The 24,437-nt window shown below is 36.9% G+C and carries 22 protein-coding genes; 8 read left to right on the top strand and 14 right to left on the bottom strand.

Going from position 1 to position 24,437, the window contains the following annotated elements; translation table 11 throughout:
• Window positions 1-11: 11 nt before the first annotated feature.
• The 3 genes from ychF to FC748_RS19245 form a co-directional block, all read right to left on the bottom strand.
• Entirely contained in the window at window positions 12-1,112 is a 1,101-nt protein-coding gene (ychF, locus tag FC748_RS19255; RefSeq protein WP_024364641.1) for a redox-regulated ATPase YchF, read from the bottom strand.
• Window positions 1,113-1,467: 355 nt separating this feature from the next.
• A complete protein-coding gene (locus FC748_RS19250; RefSeq protein WP_024364640.1) occupies window positions 1,468-1,668 on the bottom strand; it encodes a DUF951 domain-containing protein in 201 nt (66 codons plus the stop codon).
• Window position 1,669: 1 nt separating this feature from the next.
• Window positions 1,670-2,551, bottom strand: a complete 882-nt coding sequence (locus FC748_RS19245; RefSeq protein ID WP_108031102.1) for a mechanosensitive ion channel family protein — start codon at window positions 2,549-2,551, stop codon at window positions 1,670-1,672.
• A 93-nt stretch (window positions 2,552-2,644) separates the two neighbouring features.
• Between FC748_RS19245 and yyaC the strand changes: the two genes are divergently transcribed.
• Complete coding sequence (yyaC, locus tag FC748_RS19240) at window positions 2,645-3,277, top strand: spore protease YyaC (RefSeq protein WP_025220908.1); 633 nt, start codon at window positions 2,645-2,647, stop codon at window positions 3,275-3,277.
• Here the strand turns inward: yyaC and FC748_RS19235 are convergent.
• The 11 genes from FC748_RS19235 to rpmH all read right to left on the bottom strand — a co-directional run bounded on the left by FC748_RS19235 (window position 3,194) and on the right by rpmH (window position 13,756).
• Window positions 3,194-3,910: a DUF554 domain-containing protein gene (locus FC748_RS19235; RefSeq protein WP_024364638.1), complete on the bottom strand. Its 717-nt coding sequence runs from the start codon at window positions 3,908-3,910 to the stop codon at window positions 3,194-3,196. The two genes, yyaC and FC748_RS19235, sit on opposite strands and share 84 nt — an antisense overlap.
• 71 nt (window positions 3,911-3,981) lie before the next feature.
• Window positions 3,982-4,836, bottom strand: coding sequence for a ParB/RepB/Spo0J family partition protein (locus tag FC748_RS19230; RefSeq protein ID WP_024364637.1), 855 nt, complete (start codon window positions 4,834-4,836; stop codon window positions 3,982-3,984).
• A complete protein-coding gene (locus FC748_RS19225; RefSeq protein ID WP_024364636.1) occupies window positions 4,829-5,590 on the bottom strand; it encodes a ParA family protein in 762 nt (253 codons plus the stop codon). Before FC748_RS19225 ends, FC748_RS19230 begins: the two co-directional genes overlap by 8 nt.
• Before the next feature lie 231 nt (window positions 5,591-5,821).
• Window positions 5,822-6,721: a nucleoid occlusion protein gene (gene noc, locus FC748_RS19220; protein WP_024364635.1), complete on the bottom strand. Its 900-nt coding sequence runs from the start codon at window positions 6,719-6,721 to the stop codon at window positions 5,822-5,824.
• Between the two features lie 180 nt (window positions 6,722-6,901).
• Window positions 6,902-7,618 carry a 16S rRNA (guanine(527)-N(7))-methyltransferase RsmG gene (rsmG, locus tag FC748_RS19215; RefSeq protein WP_024364634.1) on the bottom strand — a complete coding sequence of 239 codons (717 nt, stop codon included), beginning with the start codon at window positions 7,616-7,618 and terminating at the stop codon, window positions 6,902-6,904.
• Between the two features lie 135 nt (window positions 7,619-7,753).
• Window positions 7,754-9,649, bottom strand: a complete 1,896-nt coding sequence (mnmG, locus tag FC748_RS19210; RefSeq protein WP_024364633.1) for a tRNA uridine-5-carboxymethylaminomethyl(34) synthesis enzyme MnmG — start codon at window positions 9,647-9,649, stop codon at window positions 7,754-7,756.
• A gap of 27 nt (window positions 9,650-9,676) precedes the next feature.
• Complete coding sequence (gene mnmE / locus FC748_RS19205; RefSeq protein ID WP_024364632.1) at window positions 9,677-11,062, bottom strand: tRNA uridine-5-carboxymethylaminomethyl(34) synthesis GTPase MnmE; 1,386 nt, start codon at window positions 11,060-11,062, stop codon at window positions 9,677-9,679.
• A gap of 304 nt (window positions 11,063-11,366) precedes the next feature.
• Window positions 11,367-12,176: an RNA-binding cell elongation regulator Jag/EloR gene (gene jag, locus FC748_RS19200; protein ID WP_108031103.1), complete on the bottom strand. Its 810-nt coding sequence runs from the start codon at window positions 12,174-12,176 to the stop codon at window positions 11,367-11,369.
• Entirely contained in the window at window positions 12,173-12,943 is a 771-nt protein-coding gene (yidC, locus tag FC748_RS19195) for a membrane protein insertase YidC (RefSeq protein ID WP_024364630.1), read from the bottom strand. Before yidC ends, jag begins: the two co-directional genes overlap by 4 nt.
• 239 nt (window positions 12,944-13,182) lie before the next feature.
• On the bottom strand, window positions 13,183-13,527 hold the full coding sequence (gene rnpA / locus FC748_RS19190; RefSeq protein ID WP_024364629.1) for a ribonuclease P protein component: 345 nt from the start codon (window positions 13,525-13,527) through the stop codon (window positions 13,183-13,185).
• A gap of 94 nt (window positions 13,528-13,621) precedes the next feature.
• The gene (rpmH, locus tag FC748_RS19185) at window positions 13,622-13,756 is read right to left on the bottom strand and encodes a 50S ribosomal protein L34 (protein WP_004233310.1); all 135 of its coding nucleotides are present in this window, start codon (window positions 13,754-13,756) and stop codon (window positions 13,622-13,624) included.
• A gap of 554 nt (window positions 13,757-14,310) precedes the next feature.
• Between rpmH and dnaA the strand changes: the two genes are divergently transcribed.
• From dnaA to FC748_RS19150, 7 genes are all read left to right on the top strand, one after another.
• Window positions 14,311-15,660 (top strand): chromosomal replication initiator protein DnaA, encoded by a 1,350-nt coding sequence (gene dnaA, locus FC748_RS19180; protein ID WP_024364628.1) that lies wholly within the window; start codon window positions 14,311-14,313, stop codon window positions 15,658-15,660.
• 168 nt (window positions 15,661-15,828) lie between these two features.
• Entirely contained in the window at window positions 15,829-16,965 is a 1,137-nt protein-coding gene (gene dnaN / locus FC748_RS19175; RefSeq protein WP_024364627.1) for a DNA polymerase III subunit beta, read from the top strand.
• A gap of 173 nt (window positions 16,966-17,138) precedes the next feature.
• Window positions 17,139-17,363 carry a S4 domain-containing protein YaaA gene (yaaA, locus tag FC748_RS19170; protein WP_024364626.1) on the top strand — a complete coding sequence of 75 codons (225 nt, stop codon included), beginning with the start codon at window positions 17,139-17,141 and terminating at the stop codon, window positions 17,361-17,363.
• A gap of 3 nt (window positions 17,364-17,366) precedes the next feature.
• Window positions 17,367-18,482 (top strand): DNA replication/repair protein RecF, encoded by a 1,116-nt coding sequence (gene recF / locus FC748_RS19165; RefSeq protein ID WP_024364625.1) that lies wholly within the window; start codon window positions 17,367-17,369, stop codon window positions 18,480-18,482.
• A 91-nt stretch (window positions 18,483-18,573) separates the two neighbouring features.
• Window positions 18,574-20,508, top strand: coding sequence for a DNA topoisomerase (ATP-hydrolyzing) subunit B (gene gyrB / locus FC748_RS19160; RefSeq protein WP_051147787.1), 1,935 nt, complete (start codon window positions 18,574-18,576; stop codon window positions 20,506-20,508).
• A 25-nt stretch (window positions 20,509-20,533) separates the two neighbouring features.
• Window positions 20,534-23,002, top strand: coding sequence for a DNA gyrase subunit A (gene gyrA, locus FC748_RS19155; protein WP_024364623.1), 2,469 nt, complete (start codon window positions 20,534-20,536; stop codon window positions 23,000-23,002).
• A 146-nt stretch (window positions 23,003-23,148) separates the two neighbouring features.
• Window positions 23,149-24,237: an HD-GYP domain-containing protein gene (locus tag FC748_RS19150; protein WP_024364622.1), complete on the top strand. Its 1,089-nt coding sequence runs from the start codon at window positions 23,149-23,151 to the stop codon at window positions 24,235-24,237.
• The last annotated feature ends 200 nt before the right edge of the window (window positions 24,238-24,437 follow it).

Genomic DNA, 24,437 nt, shown 5'->3' with positions numbered 1-24,437 from the left:
GCAATTTTAAATTACACGTTAAAGCGGAATAACATGATATCGCCGTCTTGTACAATATATTCTTTACCTTCAAGACGTACTTTCCCCGCTTCTTTCGCAGCAGCTTGTGAGCCTGCTTCTACTAAATCATCGAAAGCAACTGTTTCTGCACGAATAAATCCACGCTCAAAGTCTGTATGAATAATACCAGCACATTGTGGTGCTTTCATGCCTTTACGGAATGTCCATGCACGTACTTCTTGGACTCCAGCTGTGAAGTATGTGGCAAGACCTAATAAATCATATGAAGTACGGATTAGTTGGTCTAAACCTGATTCTTTAATGCCTAGTTCTTCTAAGAACATCGCTTTTTCTTCATCGTCAAGCTCAGAAATTTCTTCTTCAATTTTTGCACAAATTGTAATGACTTGTGCACCTTCAGCTGATGCATATTCACGTACCTTTTGAACATATTCATTATTATCTGCATCTGCCACTTCGTCTTCTGAAACATTGGCAACATAAAGCATTGGTTTAATCGTTAATAGGTGAAGACCTTTAATCACTTTTAGTTCGTCCTCTGAAAGTTCAGCAGCACGAGCAGGTCGTCCGTTTTCTAATTCAGCTTTGATTTTTAGAAGAATCGGTTCTTCCACCATCGCTTCTTTATCTTTTTGTTTTGCCATTTTGCTTACGCGTTGTAAACGTTTATCCACTGATTCTAAATCAGCAAGTGCTAGCTCTAAATTAATTACTTCAATGTCATCAATTGGATCTACCGCACCTGACACGTGTGTAATATTTTCATCTACAAAGCAACGTACTACTTGGCAGATTGCATCTACTTCACGGATATGTGCAAGGAATTTGTTTCCTAAGCCTTCTCCTTTAGAAGCACCTTTTACGATACCTGCAATATCAGTAAATTCAAATGCTGTTGGCACAGTCTTTTTTGGTATTACTAACTCTGTCAGTTTGTCTAAACGTGCATCAGGTACTTCAACAATACCTACGTTTGGATCGATTGTTGCGAATGGATAGTTGGCAGCCAAAGCGCCCGCTTTTGTAATTGCGTTAAATAATGTTGATTTTCCAACGTTAGGTAAACCAACGATTCCAGCTGTTAATGCCATAAATGGACACAACCTTTCTATAATCAGTTCAATTTTGTTTCTGTTAAACCACAGTATTATGACACTCTAACGCCTAATCCGTAATGAAGGAGACCGACACAAGCAATTACACCCTACGTCATTTTGTCCAGATTTTTCTTTCGAGCTTCCTTGTCAAAAAGTTTCTCTATAAATCTGTCCATTCGCTGGGGCAATTCACTTGAAGCAATCGGGATTGAAATCCCCCATGAATTTAAGTGCATAGTTGGTATTCCCCACCTAAGGGCAGGGAACTTCTGTTGAAGCAAGTTAAAGTTTTCTTTATAACCCTATCTATTATATTGATTCGCCCATAAAAAGTCTAATACACAAAAAGCTAGACTTCACTTGCACGCTTTATGATTTTCTTCATTTTTTTCTCAAATTCTCGACGCGGAATCATCACACTGTGCTGACACCCTTCACATTTAATGCGCACATCTGCACCCATTCGAATAATTTTCCACTCATTTGTACCACATGGATGTTGTTTTTTCATTTCGACAATATCATTTAGATCAAATTTTTTTGCTTCCATATTATTCACTTCTCCCATCATCTTTTCCACTTCCACCATATAACATCATTTTAGGATACGCCATAGGAATATCATGTTCCTCAAATAATTGCGTCACATCACGGCGAATTGTTCGAGCTACGCCATATTGTTGTTGTGGTAATGTTTCAGCGGCAATGCGAATCGTTACTTCTGTTCCCTTTACATTTTGGACACCTAAAAAGGTAGGTACTGCCACAAGCTCTTTATGCATATCAGGTAGTGTTTCTAAATACTTTTTAATAAGCCCTTCTGCTTTTTCGAAATTTGCATCGGTTGTCATTTGTAAATCTATAAAAATTTTCGAGTTATTGATAGAGTAGTTAATAACCTCGCCAATTGCACCATTTGGAATAATAAATTGCTCCCCAGTAGCACCATTAATCTTTGTTGTACGTAATCCTATTTCTACAACCGTTCCTTCCGCTGCGTTTATTTTAATATAATCCCCTACACCGAACTGGTCTTCAAAAATAATAAAGAACCCTGTAATCACGTCCTTTACTAAACTTTGCGCACCAAACCCGATAGCTAAACCGACGATTCCCGCCCCTGCAAGTAAGCCCGCTACCTTAATGTTCAGTGAAGAAAGAATAGCTATAATTGCAGAAAAATAGACAACATACGAAATAACACTTTGTAATAATCTTGCAATTGTTCGTTGTCGGCGTTCTGAATGATTTAATGGTGAGCGCATTCGTATTAAAAATGCTTTTTTAATAAATTTTTTACCTAATCGAACAGCTAACCACGATGCAATAAGGATGACTGTAATCTCAAAAGTTGCCTCAATTACATTGTCCCAAAATTTCTCGGACGTAAATATATCCCATTTCTTCTCTATCCATTTCTTATTTGAATCCATTATTACCACCTCTTGAATAACTTGTTAAAAATTTGCGTATACTGCATAAAAATTGAGCACTTCTTACAAATAAAAATGAAAGTGAGTTTTTTTATGAATACTATTCCAAATTTAGTACTGCCCTATTCGCTTCATCACGAAAGTAAAAATGCTGTTTGGCAATTGAGTACATTATTTTTAGAGTATATTCCTTTTCATCATGAACGTCTTATTTTTTGTTGTATCGGAAGTGATCGTTGCACTGGGGATACATTAGGGCCGTTAACAGGTAGTTTTTTGAAAAAGTCTGTTAGTTTCCCTTATGAAGTTGTAGGAACTTTAGAAAATCCATTGCATGCCCTCAACTTAGATTCAACCATACAGCAGTTACACCATCATACTACGAAACCTTTTATTATTGCGATTGATGCATGTCTAGGTAGTGAACAAAACGTTGGACATATTGCAGTGCAGAACGGGCCAATATTGCCTGGGAAAGCAGTAAAAAAAGAATTGCCCCCAATTGGTGACATTTCCGTTAAAGGAATCGTCAATATTGGAGGCTTTATGGAAATGCTCGTGTTACAAAATACGCGACTGCATATCTCTTATGCTATGGCTGAAAAGCTTTCAAGAGCTTTACTGCTTGCTGCGCATCGCTACTCATTGAAAAGGATAGATGATGGCAACCATGATGCCGACAACGACAATACCCGGCAACAAGTTAGCAGCCTTGATCTTTGTTAGGCCTGCTATATTTAACCCTATCGCTAAAATCATAACACCACCTACTGATGTCATTTCTGTAATGAACATCTGTAGGGCGTCATCTGGGATATATACACTGATGACGCCTGCAAAAATGGCAATTACCGCTTGGTATACAAATACTGGAACTGCTGATAATAATACGCCAATCCCTAAAGTAGAAGCTAAAATAATGGATGTAAAACCATCAATAATACCTTTTGTTATTAGGACATTATGATCCTGTCGTAGCCCGCTATCAAGTGCGCCTATAATCGCCATGGAGCCAACAACAAATATTAATGATGCAGTTACAAAGCCTTCTGCAATATTAATTTGATTGTCATTCGTACGTCTTTTACTAAAAAGTGATTCAATCCACTGACCAAGTCGATTCATTTGCTTATCTAAATCTAGCCATTCTCCTATCACAGTTCCTACTACTAAACTTACCACTAATATAATAAAATTATTACTCTCGAAGCCCATTTTGATTCCTAAAAGTGCAACGGATAAGCCAATAATCGATAATACAGAAGCTTTCATCGACTCAGGAATATTTTTAAAAATGCGCCCCACCAATGCACCGACTATAATCAACAGTGCATTAATTAATGCTCCTAAAATTACCACAAAAAGGCCTTCCTTCTCTCTAGAAAAATAGAGAGCGCCTAGTATATTGGCGCTCTAATTACATTAGTGGACTATAAATCATCTTCTTGAATGTTTAATATTTCCAAAATACGTTCCAAATCATCTTCTGAGTAAAATTCAATTTCAATTTTACCTTTGTTATTTGTCTTTTTAATTTGAACGTTTGTACCAAAATAATCCCGTAATTGCGATTCTTTCGCTACAACAAAAATATCCTTCTTCTTCGGTTGCGATGTTTCACGTGAAACTTCTTCATTTAAACTTTGCACCAAAATTTCTACCTGACGCACATTCAAGCCTTGTTTAATAATCTTGCGTGCAACTTCTGGGATTCTTCTTTTATTTTTTAATCCAAGTAAGGCACGTCCTTGTCCCATTGATAATATACCTTCATTCATCAACGCGCGAATTTCCTCTGGCAAAGCTAATAAACGAACGTGATTCGCAATATGCGGTCTACTCTTACCTAAGCGTTTAGATAACTCCTCCTGTGTTAGATGTAAGTTTTCCATTAGACTTTGGTATGCTTCTGCCTCTTCAATAACTGTTAAATCTTCACGTTGTAAATTTTCTAAAATAGCAAGCTCCATCATTTGTGAGTCCGTCAGTTCTTTAACAATCGCTGGCAGTAATTCTAGGCCTGCTAACTGTGCCGCTCTATAACGACGTTCTCCTGCTACAATTTCATATTTCTGTCCTTTTTTCCTTACAGCAATTGGTTGTAAAATACCGTGTTCCTGAATTGAATCAGCTAATTCTTGTAATGTTTCTTCATCGAATATTTTACGAGGCTGAAATGGATTTGCGACTATTAGCTTTAGTTGTAGTTCTTCTACTTTTTCACTTTGTTCTAACGATTCTCCTGGAAATAGAGCACCAATACCTTTTCCTAAACCTTTAGCCATTTTTTATCACTTCCCTCGCCATCTCTAAATAAACTTCAGCACCTCTTGATTTTGCATCATAAATAATAATAGGCTGTCCATGACTTGGAGCCTCACTTAATCGTACATTACGAGGAATAATCGTTTTATATACTTTATCTTGAAAATATTTTTTCACTTCATCAATTACTTGTAACCCTAAATTGGTTCTTGCATCAAGCATTGTTAGTAATACGCCATCAATATATAACTGCTGATTCAAATGCTTTTGCACTAAACGCACAGTCGATAATAATTGACTTAACCCTTCTAATGCATAATATTCACATTGCACAGGAATTATCAGTGCATCAGACGCGGTTAACGCATTAATTGTTAGTAGCCCTAATGAAGGTGGGCAATCAATAATAATATAGTCATAATCTTCTTTAATGTCTTGAAGTGCATGCTTTAAGCGTACTTCACGAGAAATCGTTGAAACTAATTCAATCTCTGCTCCCGCTAAAGAAATGGTCGCAGGGACGATATATAGATTTTCAACATTTGTTTGTTGGACGACATTTTCAACGTTTTCGTCATCGATTAGTACATCATAAATACAACTTTGTATTTCCCCTTTATTAATGCCCAGTCCACTTGTTGTATTGCCCTGTGGATCTGTATCAATCAATAGCACTTTTTTTCCTAAATATGCTAGACAAGCGCTTAAATTGACCGATGTTGTTGTTTTACCTACGCCACCCTTTTGATTGGCGATTGCTATAATTCTACCCATTTAAAAGCACCTGCTTTCATCTATCAAAGTTTGCTTTGACAAATCCATTTGTAAAATCATTGTTCAATACCGTTATCTTACTTATCATTCTATCAAAAAAACTCAACAGAGTTGTATAAAATATTAAGAATATATACAAAAAAGGAGGCATCTTAGATTTATTTCTAAGATCCTCCCCTGTATTCCACATATAAAACCGCACAAATTACTTTTTTAATATAATTAAATAAATTAAGATTTCTTCTTTTTAGGTATTTTTACTGTAATTTGATAGTATTCTTCTGTATCTTCTTCTTCTGTCTTAACCGTTATACCACTTTTTGTCACCATTGATAGTGATTGTTTAATCGTATTTAGGGCTATGCGGACATCCTTACTTATTGCTTTTCTTTTCGGCTTCACTTTTTTAGGAATGGCTTCTTCTTGATCCACCGCTTCTGGATGTAATAATGCATGGATGTGCTCTTCTAATTGGCGAACATTCCAATCATGCTCAATCGCTTGATGCAAAACTTCTAATTGTAATGTTTGATCTTTAATAGCAATTAGTGCACGTGCATGTCTTTCAGAAATTTGACGCTTTAATATAGCTTGCTGCACTTCTTCAGGAAGCTTTAATAGACGTAATTTATTGGCTACCGTGGATTGTCCTTTTCCTAGTCGTTGGGCAAGAGCTTCTTGTGTTAGCTCATGAAGCTCTAATAATTTTTGGTAGGCCACTGCCTCTTCAATTGCCGTTAACTCTTCACGTTGAAGGTTTTCAATTAATGCAATTGATGCTGTTTCCTTATCCGTTAAATTCCGTACAATCGCAGGAACTTCTGTCCATTGCAGCTTTTTCATTGCGCGGTAACGACGCTCACCGGCGATGATTTCATATTGATTGTTTGCTGTGCTACGTACAACAATTGGTTGAATCACACCATGGGTATGAATGGTTCTAGATAATTCTTCAATTTTTTCGTCATCAAAAATAGTACGTGGCTGAAAACGGTTTGGTACGATTTGATCGATTGGAAGCTTAATGACCTCTTCTGTTGCACGAACCGCCTCTGCTTGTTCTACTTCATTTTCCACAATAGGCTCTGCTTTATTTCCGCCTCCAAAAAAACGTGAAAAAGGACTTTTCATCCAAGTGGCACCACCTTTAAGTAACTATCTTGCTCTGTCTCATTCTATTATTATTTATTATATTTCCTAAAATGTATATAGTTCATAGATGTCATTTGCGTGAACCATCCATAACTAGTATGTATGCTCAAACTAGAGAAAATATTTTTCCAGTTTGAGAAGTTTCACATGAAACACTAATTATTGAATAGGTGTTTTATTTGGTACACCAGGCTTACGCGGATATTTTTTTGGCGTTCCTTTTATTTTATCAAAAACATATAAAGTACGTTCACTTTCTTCAACAGGTAAAGTAAAAGAAAATTCTTCTTTTAATGTCACACCTAAAGTGACCAATGCTTTTTTTGCATCTTTTAATTCTTCTGGACCTGCCGCAGCCTTTAACGCAACAAAGTAACCACCCTGTTTTGCTAGTGGTACACATAATTCTGATAGTACAGACAAGCGAGCTACTGCACGGGCTGTTACAACATCAAATTGTTCACGATATTTAATATTTTGACCAAATTCTTCTGCACGGGCATGGACAAAATGCATATGATCTAACTGTAATTCTTCACTTAAATGATTTAAAAATGTAATGCGTTTATTTAAAGAATCTACAATTGTTACTTGTAAATGTGGGAAGCAGATTTTAATTGGAATACTAGGAAAACCAGCTCCAGCTCCTACATCACAAACGGTTGTTACCTGTGTAAAATCAAAATAAAATGAGGCACTAATAGAATCATAGAAATGTTTTAGATAGACACCTTCAAAATCTGTGATTGCTGTTAGGTTCATCTTTTCATTCCACTCGACAAGCAGTTCAAAATACTTTTTGAACTGTGCTAGTTGCTTGTCAGAAAGTTCTATCCCCTTGTCCTTCAATGCCTCAATAAATTGTTGTTCGTTCATGTAAGGTCTCCTTTAAAAAATGGCTCAATATTTGTTTGGTCGCACATAACAAAACGTTGAAGGATAACATAGCCTTAAAAATAGGAAGCGGGCACAATGGTATGCCCGCCTCTTATTCACTTTGTTGTTGCGCTATTATTCGCCACTTACACGTGCGATTTTCCCTTGTTCAATGTAAACAAGTAGAATCGAAATATCTGCAGGATTTACCCCTGAAATTCGAGACGCCTGTGCAATGGAAAGCGGAATTACTTGTTTTAATTTTTGTCGTGCTTCTGTTGCAAGACCTGAAATGGCATCATAATCAATGTTCTCTGGAATTTTTTTATTTTCCATTTTATGAAGCTTTTCAACTTGTTGCAATGCTTTTTCAATATAACCTTCATATTTTAGCTGAATTTCGATTTGTTCTTTTACTTCATCAGAAAATTCAATTTCAGCTGGTATTAACGAAGACACTAAATCATAATGCATTTCCGTACGTTTTAATAAATCGGCGCCACGTATACCATCTTTCAGTTCACTACCACCTACAGAGCGAATGGCAGCTTGTGTTGTTTCATTTGGTTTAATGATTACTTCACGAAGGCGTGCAATTTCATTTTCAATTAACGCTTTTTTCTCCATGAATTGTTCATAACGTTGCTGTGATATCATGCCCATTTTATATGCACGTTCAACTAAACGTAAATCGGCATTGTCATGGCGAAGTAGTAAACGATATTCAGCACGAGATGTTAGGAGACGATATGGCTCATTTGTACCTTTTGTTACTAAATCGTCGATTAATACACCGATGTAAGCTTCTGAACGACTTAAAATCAGTTCTTCTTTACCAAGGACATTGGCAGCAGCATTCATCCCCGCCATCAAACCTTGAGCAGCTGCTTCTTCATAGCCAGATGTTCCGTTAATTTGACCGGCTGTATATAAACCTTTAATGCGTTTTGTTTCCAATGTTGGCCATAATTGTGTTGGAACGATAGCATCGTATTCGATTGCGTAACCAGCACGCATCATTTCAGCTTGTTCTAATCCTGGAATGGATTTTAACAAACGATGTTGCACATGTTCAGGTAAGCTTGTCGATAAACCTTGGACGTACACTTCTCTTGTATTGCGACCTTCTGGTTCTAAGAAAATTTGGTGGCGTGGCTTATCATTAAATCGTACGACTTTATCTTCGATTGAAGGACAATAGCGCGGGCCTGTTCCTTTAATCATACCTGAGTACATCGGTGAAAGATGTAAATTTGCCTCAATAATTTCATGTGTTTGAGGGCTTGTATATGTTAGCCAACATGGCAGTTGGTCCATGATAAATTCAGTTGTTTCAAAGCTAAATGCACGTGGTACATCATCGCCTGGTTGTATTTCTGTTTTTGAATAATCAATTGTACGGCTATTGACACGAGGTGGTGTACCTGTTTTGAAGCGTACAAGGTCAAAACCTAATTCTTTTAAATTGTCCGCTAAGCGAATGGATGGCTGTTGATTATTAGGACCACTTGAATATTTCATGTCTCCGATAATAATTTCACCACGAAGGAATGTACCCGTTGTTACAACTACTGCTTTGGCACGATAAATTGCGCCAATTTGTGTAATAACGCCTTTTACTTCACCATCTTCTATAATAAGCTCTTCTACCATTGCTTGATGAATTGTTAAATTTTCATTTTCTTCTAACTCACGTTTCATTTCGTGTTGGTAGAGTACTTTGTCCGCTTGGGCGCGTAGTGCACGTACAGCTGGACCTTTCCCTGTATTTAACATACGCATTTGAATATGCGTTTTATCTATAACTTTCCCCATTAACCCACCTAGTGCGTCAATTTCACGAACGACAATCCCTTTTGCAGGGCCACCGATCGATGGGTTACATGGCATAAATGCAATCATATCTAAGTTGATTGTTAGCATGAGCGTGTTGGCACCCATTTTAGCAGCAGCATAGGCAGCTTCTGAACCTGCATGTCCTGCCCCTATAACAATCACATCAAACGTGCCTGCCTCATATTGTGTTGGCATGCTCGTATCTTCCCTTCTCTAGTAGAATTATTTCCCTAAACAGAACTGTGAAAATAGTTGATTGATAAGGCTTTCTTGCACCGTATCTCCAATAATTTCACCAAGTATCTCCCACGTTCTTGTTACATCTATTTGCACCATATCAACAGGTACACCAGCCTGTGCTGCAGCTAGTGCGTCCTCTACCGTCGCTTGCGCTTGGTGGAGTAATGCAATATGACGTGCATTCGATACATATGTTAAATCGCCCGCTTCAATTTGACCCTCGAAGAATAATGCAGCTATTGCTTCCTCTAACTCTGCTATTCCCTCTTCTTGTAAAAGAGAAGTTGTCACAATACGATGACTACCTGCTAATGCTTTTACACGGGCTAAATCAATTTTTTGCGGTAAATCGGTTTTATTGACAATGACGATATAATCCATCGCCTCAATTGTTTCGAATAGACGTTCATCCTCAATCGTTAATTCATCCGCATAATTTAGTACGAATAAAATTAAGTCTGCGCTACGTAACGCCTCACGAGAACGTTCAACGCCAATTCGCTCCACAATATCTTCTGTTTCACGAATGCCGGCTGTATCGACTAAACGAAGTGGTACCCCACGTACATTTACGTACTCTTCTATAATATCACGAGTTGTACCTGCAATATCTGTCACAATTGCTTTATTTTCTTGCACTAAACTATTTAAAAGTGAAGATTTCCCTACATTTGGTCGTCCTAAAATAACCGTCGATAAGCCTTCACGTAAAATTTTGCCCTGAGAGGATGTTTGTAAAAGTTTAATGATTTCATTACGTACCCATGTACATTTTTCAAGTAATACGGGCACTGTCATTTCTTCTACATCATCATACTCTGGATAATCTATATTAACCTCTACTTGCGCTAAAGTCTCTAGCAATGCTTGGCGCAAATCTCCAATAAGGCGAGATAATTTCCCATCCATTTGACCAAGTGCGACATTCATTGCACGATCTGTCTTCGCTCGAATTAAATCCATTACTGCTTCGGCCTGTGATAAATCAATACGCCCATTTAAAAACGCACGTTTTGTAAATTCACCTGGCTCTGCCAATCTTGCCCCATTTGTTAATACTAATTTTAATACGCGATTAACTGAAACGAGTCCTCCATGGCAGTTGATCTCTATTACATCCTCACGCGTGAACGTTTTTGGTCCTCGCATTAACGATAGCATTACTTCTTCTACTACCTCATTTGTTTTAGGATCGACTAAGTGTCCATAATGAATTGTATGTGAAGCCTGCTTCTTTAAACTTTTTCCACCAGGCGATTTAAAAATCTTATCTGCAATAGCTACTGCTTCATCACCACTTAAGCGAACTATGGCAATAGCTCCTTCACCCATCGGTGTGGATATCGCAGCAATTGTATCGAACTCCATTTTATTACCTCCTTAACGTTATCCACATGTGGATAAATAAAACCGATCAACACTTTCTAACATCTTAGACTAACATATTTTCGATAAAATCTAAAGTAAGGATCATTTCCATTTGTGGATAAATAAAAATTTACTTACCCTTCATCATTTTCGCTTTAAACGTTCAATATCCGACATTTTACGACTGGTCACATTGCTTCATAATCTTCCTGTTTTTCAGACAGTAAAAAACGGTCACTTTATCATAACGATAAAATGACCGGTCTTTTTAGCATATGTCTGTATGCTTTTACGTAAAGAAAGTCTAAGCGTTCTTTACTGGTTCAATAACTAAATAGCGGTTTGGTTCTGTGCCTTCTGAATATGTTTCTATATCCAGACGATTCGCTAATTGATTATGAATAATTTTTCTTTCGTATGATTGCATCGGTTCAAATGCCACACGTTGATTTAACCGAAGTGCCTTGTCAGCCATACGATCCGCCAGTTGCTCTAAGGCTTGTTGTCGACGTTCACGATAGTTTTCTACGTCTAATTTCACCATTAAGAATTGTTTAGCGGTTTTATTTAAAACGAGTTGTGTTAATTGTTGTAAAGAATTTAACGTTTGACCGCGTTTCCCTATAAGTAATGCAGCCTTCTCACTTTTCAATTGAAACAGCACATATTTACCTTCACGGGCCGTTTCAATGTCAAGATCTTGAATTCCCAATTCCTCCGCTATACTTACTATATAAGCTTTTGCTTCTTCAATTGGATTTACAGTGTTATCTTCTTCCTCTTTAATGGCTTGTTGAACAGCTTCGATGTCCATTGGTTGTTCCGAAACTTGTGAACTTAATTTTGCAACGTCATCCACTACTTTTTGTTCGTTCAATTGTTCTTTAGCCGTTTCGTCTTGCTCAGCTACTTTTACTATTTCTGTAGTTGGACGAGCTTGTATTTCTTTTACAGTCACACGTACTTCTGCAGAACGTGCTCCAAAACCTAAAAATCCTTTTTTACCTTCTTGTAAAACTTCAACATCTACTTGTTCACGGGTTTTGCCAAGTTTCTGTAACGCCAATGAGATCGCTTCTTGTGTTGTTGCGCCTATTTGCGTAAGTTGTTTCACTTTTTAGCCCCTCCATTTTGAGCAGGTTGTGTTTTGTTGTTTTGCCAAGGTTTATAAATATACAGGTTTTGAAGAATCGAGATAATGTTCCCGATTACCCAATAAAGTGATAATGCAGCTGGTAATGCCATACCAAAACCGATGATCATGAATGGCATAATGTAAATCATAATTTTCATCTGAGGGTTGTCCATTGCTGGGCCCGTACGTAATACGAAAAATTGCATAATACCAGCGATAATTGCTAAAGCTGGCGCAGGGTCTGCTAATGGGAAGATAAAGAAATTTCCTAAATCAAAAGCAGCTGTAGCGTTCATTCGACTAATTGCGTGATAAAAACCAATTAAAATTGGCATTTGAATGATTACTGGTAAACATCCAGCAACTGGGTTTACACCGGACTCACTCATCAGCTTCATCATTTCTTGCTGATACTGTTTCTGTGTTTGTGCATCCTTAGAAGCATACTTCTTCTGCAATTCCTTCAATTTTGGCTGAATTTCTTGCATTTTTTTCGAGCTCTTTGTTTGTTTAATCATCAATGGAAGAATTGCTAAACGAATAATAATTGTTACTGCAATAATCCCCCATGCATACGTACCAAGTAAATCAGCAAAATATTTTATCGCTGATACTAACGGCCAAACAATGAATTCATTCCAGAAGCCTTGGCTATCTTTGGATATTGGATCGTTAAATTCTGTACACCCAGATAGTAGTAATGCTACTGATACTAGCGACAAAATTACCCAAAGTTGTTTTTTCAACCGTCTTCCCCCTACAAATACTATTCACTTTTCTAAAATCTATATGCATTGTCTCTATTCAATTTTATTTTTTCAACTGAATAAAGTTATCAGTTATTTTATCATGCAAATTAGCTTTCACTCTACTAAATATGCCAATTAAAATGTGCTCATGCAGTAAAGGGACTATCTACATTTACATAAGTTATTGTAGAACCTTTTAAAAGTGTACTTTATCGCCACTTTGGTTGCTGAATGTCTTACGATTTCTTCAATACTCTAGCAATTCGTAGTACATGCTGCAAACTTTGTTTCACTTCATGAAAATCCATAGTGGCCGCCGGATGTCTGGCGATAATAACATAGTCCATATTCGTCTTTAATTCATCTTTTAACTCATGAATACTTTGTCGAATATAACGTTTAATTTGGTTGCGTGTTACCGCATTCCCAAGCTTCTTACTAACAGATAACCCTACACGAAATTCTGTTTGTCCCTCTTTCGGCAAAAAATAAACGACAAACTGACGATTCGCGAAAGATTTCCCCTTTTTAAACACCTTTTGAAAATCCTCATTCTTTTTCACTCGTTGGCGTTTTTTCATTACTTTCACCTGCTACTGAATTATTCTTTTGATCCTTAACGGCTTCAAAAAATAAAGAAAAAAAAGACCACTGATGTGGCTCAGTGGACTTATTTTATGCTGATAAAACTTTTCTTCCTTTACGACGACGAGCAGCAAGAACTTTGCGACCGTTTTTCGTGCTCATACGTGCGCGGAAACCGTGAACTTTGCTGTGCTTACGTTTCTTTGGTTGGTAAGTACGTTTCATTGTATATAGACACCTCCTGAATGAAAGTTGAATTTTTCAACATACAGACCTGCATATTATATAAAGTAATTAGCTATTTTGTCAATGTATTTTATAAATTTCTTTCAAATCGCCAATTCTATGTTTCCCTTTTCTCTCTTTTAAATTATCCACAGAATACTTGTTTTTTTTACACAGACTTGTGTATAGTATTTTTTGCATTATTTTTTATCCACAACTGTTATCTACAGCTTTTTCACATAAGCAGTGCTTGTGGACAACTTGAAAGTGAGTAAATCAAAGTTATGTGGATAAGTTTCATAAACTATTGAAATAGCTTTGTTTTTCTGATACGATTACTGTGCTTCACTTTGTTGAAAACTAAAACGAACTAATCTTTTATCCACAACTGTTGATATGCTGTGGATAATTTTTATCACAGCCTTTGGTTAAGTATTATCCACAACTTGTGATTTTGTGGATTAGTCGTAAAATGAACGTATTTACTTATCACATAAATGCACTATATTTTTTTATTGCTGTATATGTATTGAACTGTAAAGGAGAATAGCAGCTTGGAACATTTAGAAGAATTATGGAATAATGTCCTGGCTCAAGTTGAACAAAAAATTTCTAAACCAAGCTTCGAAACGTGGCTAAAGTCTACTAAATTACTTTCTTACAATGGAAGTGGTTCAACCGTGACAATAGCGGCGCCAAATTCGTTTGCTCGAGACTGGCTTGAAAATCATTATATTCATTTGATTACAGGTATATTAACGGAGCTAACAGGCGAAGACTTGCTTATTAAATTTGTTGTTCAAAAAAACCAGGATTCGGACGATTTTGACTTACCAGCGCCGATTATCCAAGCAAAAAATAACGACCATCATGATATTTCACCAGGGATGTTAAATCCGAAATATACATTTGATACGTTTGTTATTGGCTCTGGAAACCGCTTCGCACATGCTGCATCGTTAGCTGTTGCTGAAGCCCCTGCAAAGGCTTATAACCCATTCTTTATATATGGGGGCGTAGGGCTTGGCAAAACGCATTTAATGCACGCAATTGGCCATTATGTGTTAGAACATAATCCAAACGCAAAAGTCGTGTACTTATCATCAGAAAAGTTTACAAATGAATTTATTAACTCTATTCGCGATAATAAAGCACTCGATTTTCGCAACAAATATCGTAATGTAGATGTGCTGCTAATTGATGATATTCAATTCCTTGCTGGAAAAGAATCGACTCAAGAAGAATTTTTCCATACTTTTAACACATTACACGAGGAATCAAAACAAATTGTCATATCAAGTGACCGTCCACCTAAGGAAATACCTACTTTAGAGGATCGCTTACGATCTCGATTTGAGTGGGGGCTAATTACAGATATAGCTCCACCTGATTTAGAAACTCGTATCGCTATTCTACGAAAAAAAGCAAAAGCGGACGGTTTGGATGTACCAAACGAAGTAATGCTCTATATTGCGAACCAGATTGACTCCAATATCCGGGAGCTTGAAGGTGCGCTTATTCGTGTCGTAGCTTACTCTTCGTTAGTGAACAAGGATATTACAGCTACATTAGCCGCTGAAGCATTAAAAGATATCATTCCTAATGCAAAACCTAGAACTGTGACAATTTTAGATATTCAAAACGCAGTAGGAGAGCACTTTAATATTCGTTTAGAAGATTTTTCAGCTAAAAAACGAACTAAGCTAATCGCCTTTCCTCGACAAATTGCGATGTTTTTATCACGCGAATTAACAGATTTCTCGCTGCCGAAAATTGGCGAAGAGTTTGGTGGTCGTGACCATACTACTGTTATCCATGCGCATGAAAAAATATCTTCTTTGTTGAAAAATGACGTTCAACTGCAACAAGATATTAAACAAATTCGTAGCATGCTAGGGAAATAAACTTGTGGACAACTCTAATTTTTAAACACAAACTTATACACAGTCTATCTACATGTGGATAGACTGATTTTATTCACCTAGAAGCACTTATCCACAAATCCACAGGACCTATTACTATATCTTTTTATATTTAATAAATAAATAATATAAATATGTGAGGGAAAACAAATGAAATTTGATATTTTACGTGACCGTTTACTAGAAGGTTTAAATGATGTCATGAAAGCCGTAAGTTCTAAAACAACAATTCCGATATTAACGGGGATTAAAATTGATGTAACAAACGAAGGAATTCGTCTAACTGGTAGTGATGCAGATATTACAATTCAAACATTTATCCCAGTAGAAGAAGATGGACAACAAATTATTCACATTGCGGAAACTGGTTCAATCGTTGTACAAGCACGTATGTTCAATGAAATTGTTCGTAAATTGCCGACAAACGAGGTTGAAATTCAAGTAACGACAGGTTTCCAAACGCATATTCGTTCAGGAAAATCAGAATTCCATTTAATTGGCTCTGATGCTGCTGAATATCCTTTATTACCTGAATTAACAGAGGATCAAAAATTTACTATTCCTGCAGACTTACTAAAATCAATTATCCGTGAAACAGTATTCGCAGTGGCGACTTCTGAAAGCAGACCCGTGTTGACAGGTGTAAACTGGCAGATTAAAAACGAAACATTAATCTGTGTTGCAACAGATAGCCACCGTTTAGCAAGACGTAAAGTACAGTTAGAAGATTTACCTGAAGTTGAACATAGTGTAGTTATTCCTGGTAAAAGTTTAAATGAGTTAAATAAGGTGTTAGAAGATTCTACAAATCTTGTCCAAATTGTTATTACAAGTCAGCAAGTATTATTTAAAACAGGAGATGTATTATTCTTCTCTCGTTTACTTGAAGGGAACTACCCAGATACATCACGTTTAATTCCAGAAGAATATCAAACAAATGTAACGATTAACGGTAAAGCTTTATTACAAGCAATTGATCGTGCATCACTTGTCGCACGAGGAGATCGTAATAATGTCGTGCGCTTCGAAATATTAGATAGTCAAGCGGTTGAAGTTTCATCAAATTCTCCAGAGATAGGTAAAGTACAAGAAGAAATACCTGTGGAAGCATTAGAAGGGGATAACTTAAAAATTTCCTTTAGCGCTAAATACATGATGGAAGCATTGAAAGCAATTGATGGTCAAGATGTGGTTATTCAATTTACTGGTGCGATGAGACCATTTATTTTACGCTCTGTTCATGATGATGCAATTCTGCAACTAATTTTACCAGTGCGCACATATTAACCGTCTAATTTCTATTAGTTGTATTATATAGAATAAATTGGATTTTAAGTTATGTTCACTTGCTTTGATAAACTTTGGGATAGTCGCTCGTTGCGGCTATCTTTTTTTACTTATGAAGCATTTTTAGGTATGATAGAGAGATAGACATTCTGTATTTGGAGGGTAACACAGCTATGAAAGACATTGAAATCGATGTAGAGTTTGTCACGTTAGGGCAACTTTTAAAAATGACTGATGCGATTAGCTCAGGCGGTATGGCAAAATGGTTTTTACACGAAAATGATGTTTACGTAAATGGCGAGGTAGATGATCGCCGTGGTCGCAAATTACGTAACGGAGATGTTGTAAATATTCCTGGATGTGGCCGGTTCCGAATTGTTGGGCCCACTGGACAATAAATTATGCATATTGAGCAGTTAAAACTTACAAATTACCGCAACTATGATGCGTTAACGTTAAAATTCTCTCCAAAAATAAATGTATTTATTGGTGAAAATGCCCAAGGAAAAACAAATGTGATGGAATCCATTTACGTATTAGCGATGGCTAAATCACATCGCACGACGAACGATAAAGAATTGATACGTTGGGATTCAGACTATGGTAAAATAGAAGGGGCCGTTCAAAAAAGGCACGGTATTTTACCAATAGAGCTTACCATTACGAAAAAGGGCAAAAAGGGTAAAATTAATCATATTGAACAAAGTCGTCTTAGTCATTATATTGGTCAAATGAATGTGGTTATGTTTGCGCCAGAAGATTTAAATGTTGTTAAAGGGAGCCCGCAAATACGACGACGTTTTATTGATATGGAGATTGGGCAAATTTCGCCCGTCTACTTACATGATTTATTAACCTTTCAAAAGATTTTAAAACAACGCAATCATTATTTGAAAATGAATCAGGGTAAGATAATGACAAACGACGTGATGTATGATGTTTATAATGAGCAGTATATTCACGCAGCTACCCAAATTATTCGAAAAAGATTTCAATTTATGGATTTATTACAAGAGTGGGCAGAGCCGATTCATGCAGGAATTTCACAAGGTAAGGAAACTTTAATGATTAAATACCGCACTGTAGCAGGTATTGATAAAGGACAGACTGCTAGTGAAATGGAAGATCTCTTACTGAAAAAGTTAGTAGAGGCAAAGAATCGTGAATTTGAGCGTGGTGTCACGATGGTTGGACCACATCGAGATGATTTACAATTTTTAGTGAATGGCTATGATGTGCAAACATATGGCTCACAAGGGCAACAACGAACAACTGCTCTGTCATTAAAGCTCGCCGAAATTGAGTTAATTAAACAAGAAACAAATGAAACACCCATTCTACTTTTAGACGATGTATTGTCGGAACTCGATGATTATCGCCAATCGCATTTATTAAATACCATTCAAGGTGAAGTCCAAACCTTTGTAACGACTACAAGTGTTGATGGAATTCATCATGAGACGATGGAACATGCTCAGCTGTTCCACGTGAAACAAGGTGCGATTGAAGAAAGTTAGCCAGGGAGTTTTTTAGATTATAAAAGAATGGTAATAGTCAGCTCGGTTGACTGTTCATTCATTTACACACAATGATGTTATGAAGGAGTAGATGGAAGCCGTGGCTATAGAAAACGAAGGTTTACAAGATCAAGCGTATGAAGCCGATCAAATACAGGTATTAGAAGGTTTAGAAGCGGTTCGAAAAAGACCGGGGATGTATATCGGTTCAACAAGCTCTAAAGGACTTCACCATTTAGTATGGGAAATTGTTGATAATAGTATAGATGAAGCACTTGCAGGTTTTTGTACTGATATCTCAGTTACGATTGAAAAAGACAATTGGATTCGTGTAGAAGATAATGGTCGAGGAATTCCTGTCAGTATTCAAGAAAAGATGGGTAAACCAGCTGTCGAAGTCATTATGACAGTGCTCCATGCCGGTGGTAAATTCGGCGGTGGGGGCTATAAAGTATCAGGCGGTCTTCATGGTGTAGGGGCATCAGTAGTAAATGCTTTGTCAGTTGAGACAATTGTTCAAGTTCATCGCGAGGGACAAATCCACGAAATAAAATTTGAACGTGGTCAAACAACACAGGCATTAACTGTTATTGGTGAAACCGATCATAACGGAACAACTACTCGTTTCAAAGCGGATCCTGAAATTTTCAAAGAAACAACAGAATATGAATTCGATATTTTAGCACATCGTATTCGCGAATTAGCCTATTTGAATCGCGGTATTCGAATTACAATTGCAGATGAGCGTGAAGATGAGATACGTTCCACTACATATCATTATGAAGGTGGTATTCGTTCTTATGTAGAGCACTTGAACAAGTCTAAAGAGCCTATCCATGAGCCAATTGATGTTCTTGGCGAAAAGGACGGTATTTCTATTGAAATCGCCATGCAATATAATGCTGGTTTTTCATCGAATATTTTCTCATTCGCAAATAACATCAATACGTATGAAGGTGGTACACATGAGTCAGGCTTTAAAACAGCACTTACGCGTGTTATCAATGATTACGCGCGTAAAAATGGCTTATTAAAAGAAGCTGATACGAACCTTACAGGTGAAGATGTTCGCGAAGGGTTAACGGCTATTATATCTATTAAGCACCCTGATCCTCAATTTGAGGGACAAACGAAAACAAAGCTTGGTAACTCCGAAGTAAGCCAAATTACGAATGCGTTATTTTCAGATGGTTTTGAACGTTTCATGTTAGAAAATCCAACTGTAGCGCGAAAAATTATCGATAAAGGTTTAATGGCAGCTCGGGCACGTGTGGCAGCCAAAAAGGCACGCGAATTTACACGCCGCAAATCAGCGCTTGAAGTATCAAGCTTACCGGGTAAACTTGCTGACTGTTCTTCTACAAACCCAGCTGAATGTGAAATTTACATTGTAGAGGGTGACTCTGCCGGTGGTTCGGCGAAATCTGGACGTGACCGCCACTTCCAAGCAATTTTACCTTTACGTGGTAAAATTTTAAACGTGGAAAAAGCACGACTAGATAAAATATTATCCAATGCTGAAATTCGAGCAATGATTACAGCCTTCGGTACTGGTATTGGGGAAGAATTTAATTTAGAAAAAGCGCGTTATCATAAAATTATTATAATGACCGATGCCGATGTAGATGGAGCACATATCCGTACATTATTGTTAACATTCTTCTTCCGTTTCTTACGACCTTTAGTAGATGCTGGTTATATTTATATTGCACAGCCACCACTTTATCAAGTGAAGCAAGGGAAGCATGTTGAATATTGCTATGATGATATTGCGCTACAAGAGATTTTAGAGCGACTGCCAAACATGCCTAAGCCTGTAGTTCAACGCTACAAAGGTCTTGGTGAAATGAATGCGGAGCAACTGTGGGATACAACAATGGATCCAGAGCACCGCACATTATTACAAGTGGAATTAGATGATGCAATTAAAGCGAACGAAGCATTCGAACGCTTAATGGGCGATGAAGTAGAACCTCGTCGTCAATTTATCGAAGAAAATGCGGTATACGCTAATTTAGATATTTAATTTTTCTTGAGGGGAGGTCTACACTTTGTCAGAACAAGAACGCTCCGGTGTTAAAGGAGTTAATATAACAGAAGAAATCGAAACATCCTTCCTCGATTATGCAATGAGTGTAATCGTTTCGCGTGCATTACCAGATGTACGCGATGGATTAAAGCCAGTTCATCGTCGTATTTTATACGGCATGCAAGAGTTAGGAAATACAGCAGATAAAGCGTACAAAAAATCAGCACGTATCGTTGGGGATGTAATGGGTAAGTACCATCCACATGGTGACTCTTCAATTTATGATGCCATGGTACGTATGGCACAAGATTTTAGTTATCGTTACATGCTTGTTGATGGTCACGGAAACTTTGGTTCTGTTGATGGCGACGGAGCAGCTGCGATGCGTTATACAGAATCGCGTATGTCTCGTATTGCAATGGAAATGCTTCGAGATATTAATAAAAACACAATTGACTATACTGATAACTATGATGGCTCTGAAAAAGAACCGGTCGTTTTACCAAGTCGCTATCCAAACTTATTAGTAAATGGAGCGGCAGGAATTGCGGTTGGTATGGCAACAAACATTCCTCCGCATAATCTAGGGGAAACGATTGATGGAGTGTTAGCACTATCTGAAAATCCTGCAATTACTACGGAAGAATTGATGGAAATTATTCCAGGACCGGATTTCCCAACTGGTGGATTGATTTTAGGACGCAGTGGTATTCGCCGTGCCTATGAAACAGGCCGTGGTTCCATTATTATTCGAGCTAAAGTAGAAATCGAACAAAAGTCAAACGGTAAAGAAACAATTCTTATTCATGAATTACCTTACCAAGTAAATAAGGCAAAATTAATTGAAAAGATTGCTGAGCTAGTTCGCGATAAAAAAATCGATGGCATTACCAATTTACGAGATGAATCTGACCGCCGTGGTATGCGTGTAGTTATTGAAATACGAAAAGATGCCAATGCAAATGTCGTGTTAAATAATCTTTATAAGCAAACAGCGATGCAATCAAGCTTTGGTGTTAATATGCTGTCTTTAGTAAATGGACAGCCAAAAGTAATGGGCATTAAAGAGATGCTGTATCATTATTTAGAGCATCAAAAAGTCATCATTCGCCGCCGTACTGAATTCGATTTAAAGAAAGCAGAAGACCGTGCTCATATTTTAGAGGGCTTACGAATTGCCCTAGATCATATTGATGAAATTATTGCGATTATCCGCGGTTCTCGTAGTGGTGAGGAAGCTAAACCGCAATTAATGGAACGGTTTAATTTATCTGAACGTCAAGCCCAAGCAATTTTAGATATGCGTTTAGTACGTTTAAGTGGCTTAGAACGAGAAAAAATTGAAGCAGAATATCAAGAGTTACAAGTGCTAATTGCTGAATTAAAAGCAATCTTAGCCGATGAAGCTAAAATTGTTGAGATTATTCGCACTGAAATATTAGAACTGAAAGAGCGCTTCAATGATGCCCGTCGTACAGAGATTACATCTGGCGGTATGGAAATGATTGAGGATGAGGATTTAATTCCTGTAGAAAATTCAGTTGTTACGTTAACGCATAATGGCTATATTAAGCGCTTAGCTGCCAATACATATCGCAGTCAAAAGCGCGGTGGTCGTGGTGTACAAGGAATGGGAACTAATGAGGATGACTTCGTCGAGCACCTTATGAATACATCTACGCACGATACTATATTATTCTTCACGTCTAAGGGGAAAGTATTCCGTGCTAAAGGTTACGAAATTCCGGAGTACGGTCGCACGGCGAAAGGTTTACCAATCGTTAACTTACTGAATATCGATAAAGGTGAGAAAGTTACGGCAATGATTCGTGTTGATTCATTTGACAAGGATGCTTACTTTATCTTTACAACGAAAACAGGTATTTCAAAACGTACACCTGTATCTCAATTTGCAAATATCCGTACGAATGGCTTAATTGCTATTAGTTTACGAGAAGATGATGATTTAATTGCTGTTCGTTTAACGGATGGTATGAAGCAAGTGATTATCGGAACGCGTGACGGTATGCTTGTTCGTTTCCAAGAGGATGATATTCGTTCAATGGGACGTACAGCAGGTGGGGTACGTGGTATTAAGCTACGAGAAGGCGATGAAGTAGTTGGTATGGAAATCGTCGAACCTGGACAAGAAATTTTAGTCGTTACCGAAAAAGGCTATGGTAAGCGTACAACTGAAGAGGAGTATCGTTTACAAAGTCGTGGTGGCGTTGGTTTAAAAACAATTCAAATTACCGATAAAAATGGTCCTATGGTGGCTGTTAAAACTGTTGATGGTTCTGAAGATTTAATGCTTATTACAATCAACGGAATGCTGATACGTATGGATGTCAATGATATTTCATTAATTGGTCGTAGTACTCAAGGTGTTCGTTTAATTCGTTTAGGGGATGACGAACTTGTTGCAACTGTTGCAAAAGTTGAAAAAGAAGACGAAGAGGCCACTGATGAAAATGAGGAAATAGAAGAATAAAAAATAACCGATGAAGACAGCGTTTGTTGCTGCTCATCGGTTTTTATTATATATCGTGAAAAATAAGTAATAATTTAGAAATTCGTGATAATATATAAATAGACCTTAGTTCAAGTAAGTGAAATAGTAAAGAGGTGTTTAATTTCGTGGAAACGGTACATGTCCCAATTTCAGAATTACGTATTGGAAAAGTTATTTCTGAAGATATTTTTGCTAATACACAATATCCAATAATTTTTAAAGATACAGTAGTATCACATGAGCATTTACAAGTTTTTAGCGCATTTAATATTTCAAGAGCTCCTGTATACAAAGATAATTTAAAAGAAGTTTCAGTAGAGACTGAAAAAGAAATAGATTTTGCTTTCCAACCAGAAGCTGTTCCAACGTTTAAAAGAGTTTATAGTAATTCTGTTGAACAATTTAAGAAAGAGTTTAAAAATTGGGAAGCTGGTGCGAAGGTAGATATTACAAAAGCACGTTCGATCATTTTGCCATTATTGGATATGGTCTTAGAAGATCGTACAATTATTTTTAACTTAAACGAATATTCGAATCCAAAAGATTATTTATACCACCATTGTGTAGGAACAGCACTGATTTCTTCTGTAATCGCTCAAAAATTAGGTTACGATAAAGGGTTAACTATTCAAATTGCAATTGGCGGTCTACTAGCAGATTGCGGTATGGCTAAAATTCACCCACGTATTCGAGATAAAAAAACTACATTAACTGAACAAGAATTTTCAGAGATTCATAAACATCCTATATATAGTTATAACATGGTAAAGGATTTAACAATCTTAAAAGATACAATTAAAGAAGCCATTTTCCAGCATCATGAGCGCTTAAACGGAAGCGGATATCCTAAAGGTGAGAAAATCGCAAACATATCGGTTTTTGCGCAGATTATTGCAGTTGCCGATGTTTTTCATGCTATGACATGTGAGCGTGTTTATCGCTCCAAACAATCCTCATTTAAAGTAATAGAAATGATTAATGAGTCTGAGTTTGGAAAATTTGATATTAAAGTAGTAAGAGCGTTGATTGACTTAGTGGCAGACTTACCAATTGGAACAATTATTGAACTTTCTAATCTAGAACGTGGTGAAGTAATGTTTGTTAATAGATATGCACCTACACGTCCTATTATTAAATTAAGTATTACAGGTGAAATTTTTGATTTAGGAAAAAATCGTACGTTTTATATTTCACGAATAATTACAAATGAATAGAGTAAATAAAGAACTAATAAGGCAGTCATAAAAGAGTTGTGATTGCCTTATTACTCCGTTGTTCTACTAGAGTAAATGCATGTAATGAAAAACTATTTTAATTTTTTTAGATAAAGTGTTGACATAGTTTATGAATCTTGATATTATAAATGAGTCGCCAAGAGGTGACGCACTAAACGAAACAAAATGAACCTTGAAAA

The organism is Lysinibacillus sphaericus (genome assembly GCF_005217585.1).
Taxonomy (GTDB): Bacteria; Bacillota; Bacilli; order Bacillales_A; family Planococcaceae; genus Lysinibacillus; species Lysinibacillus sphaericus.
Note: the sequence above shows the minus strand (reverse complement) of the source record. Positions and strands in the feature narration are given on the sequence as shown.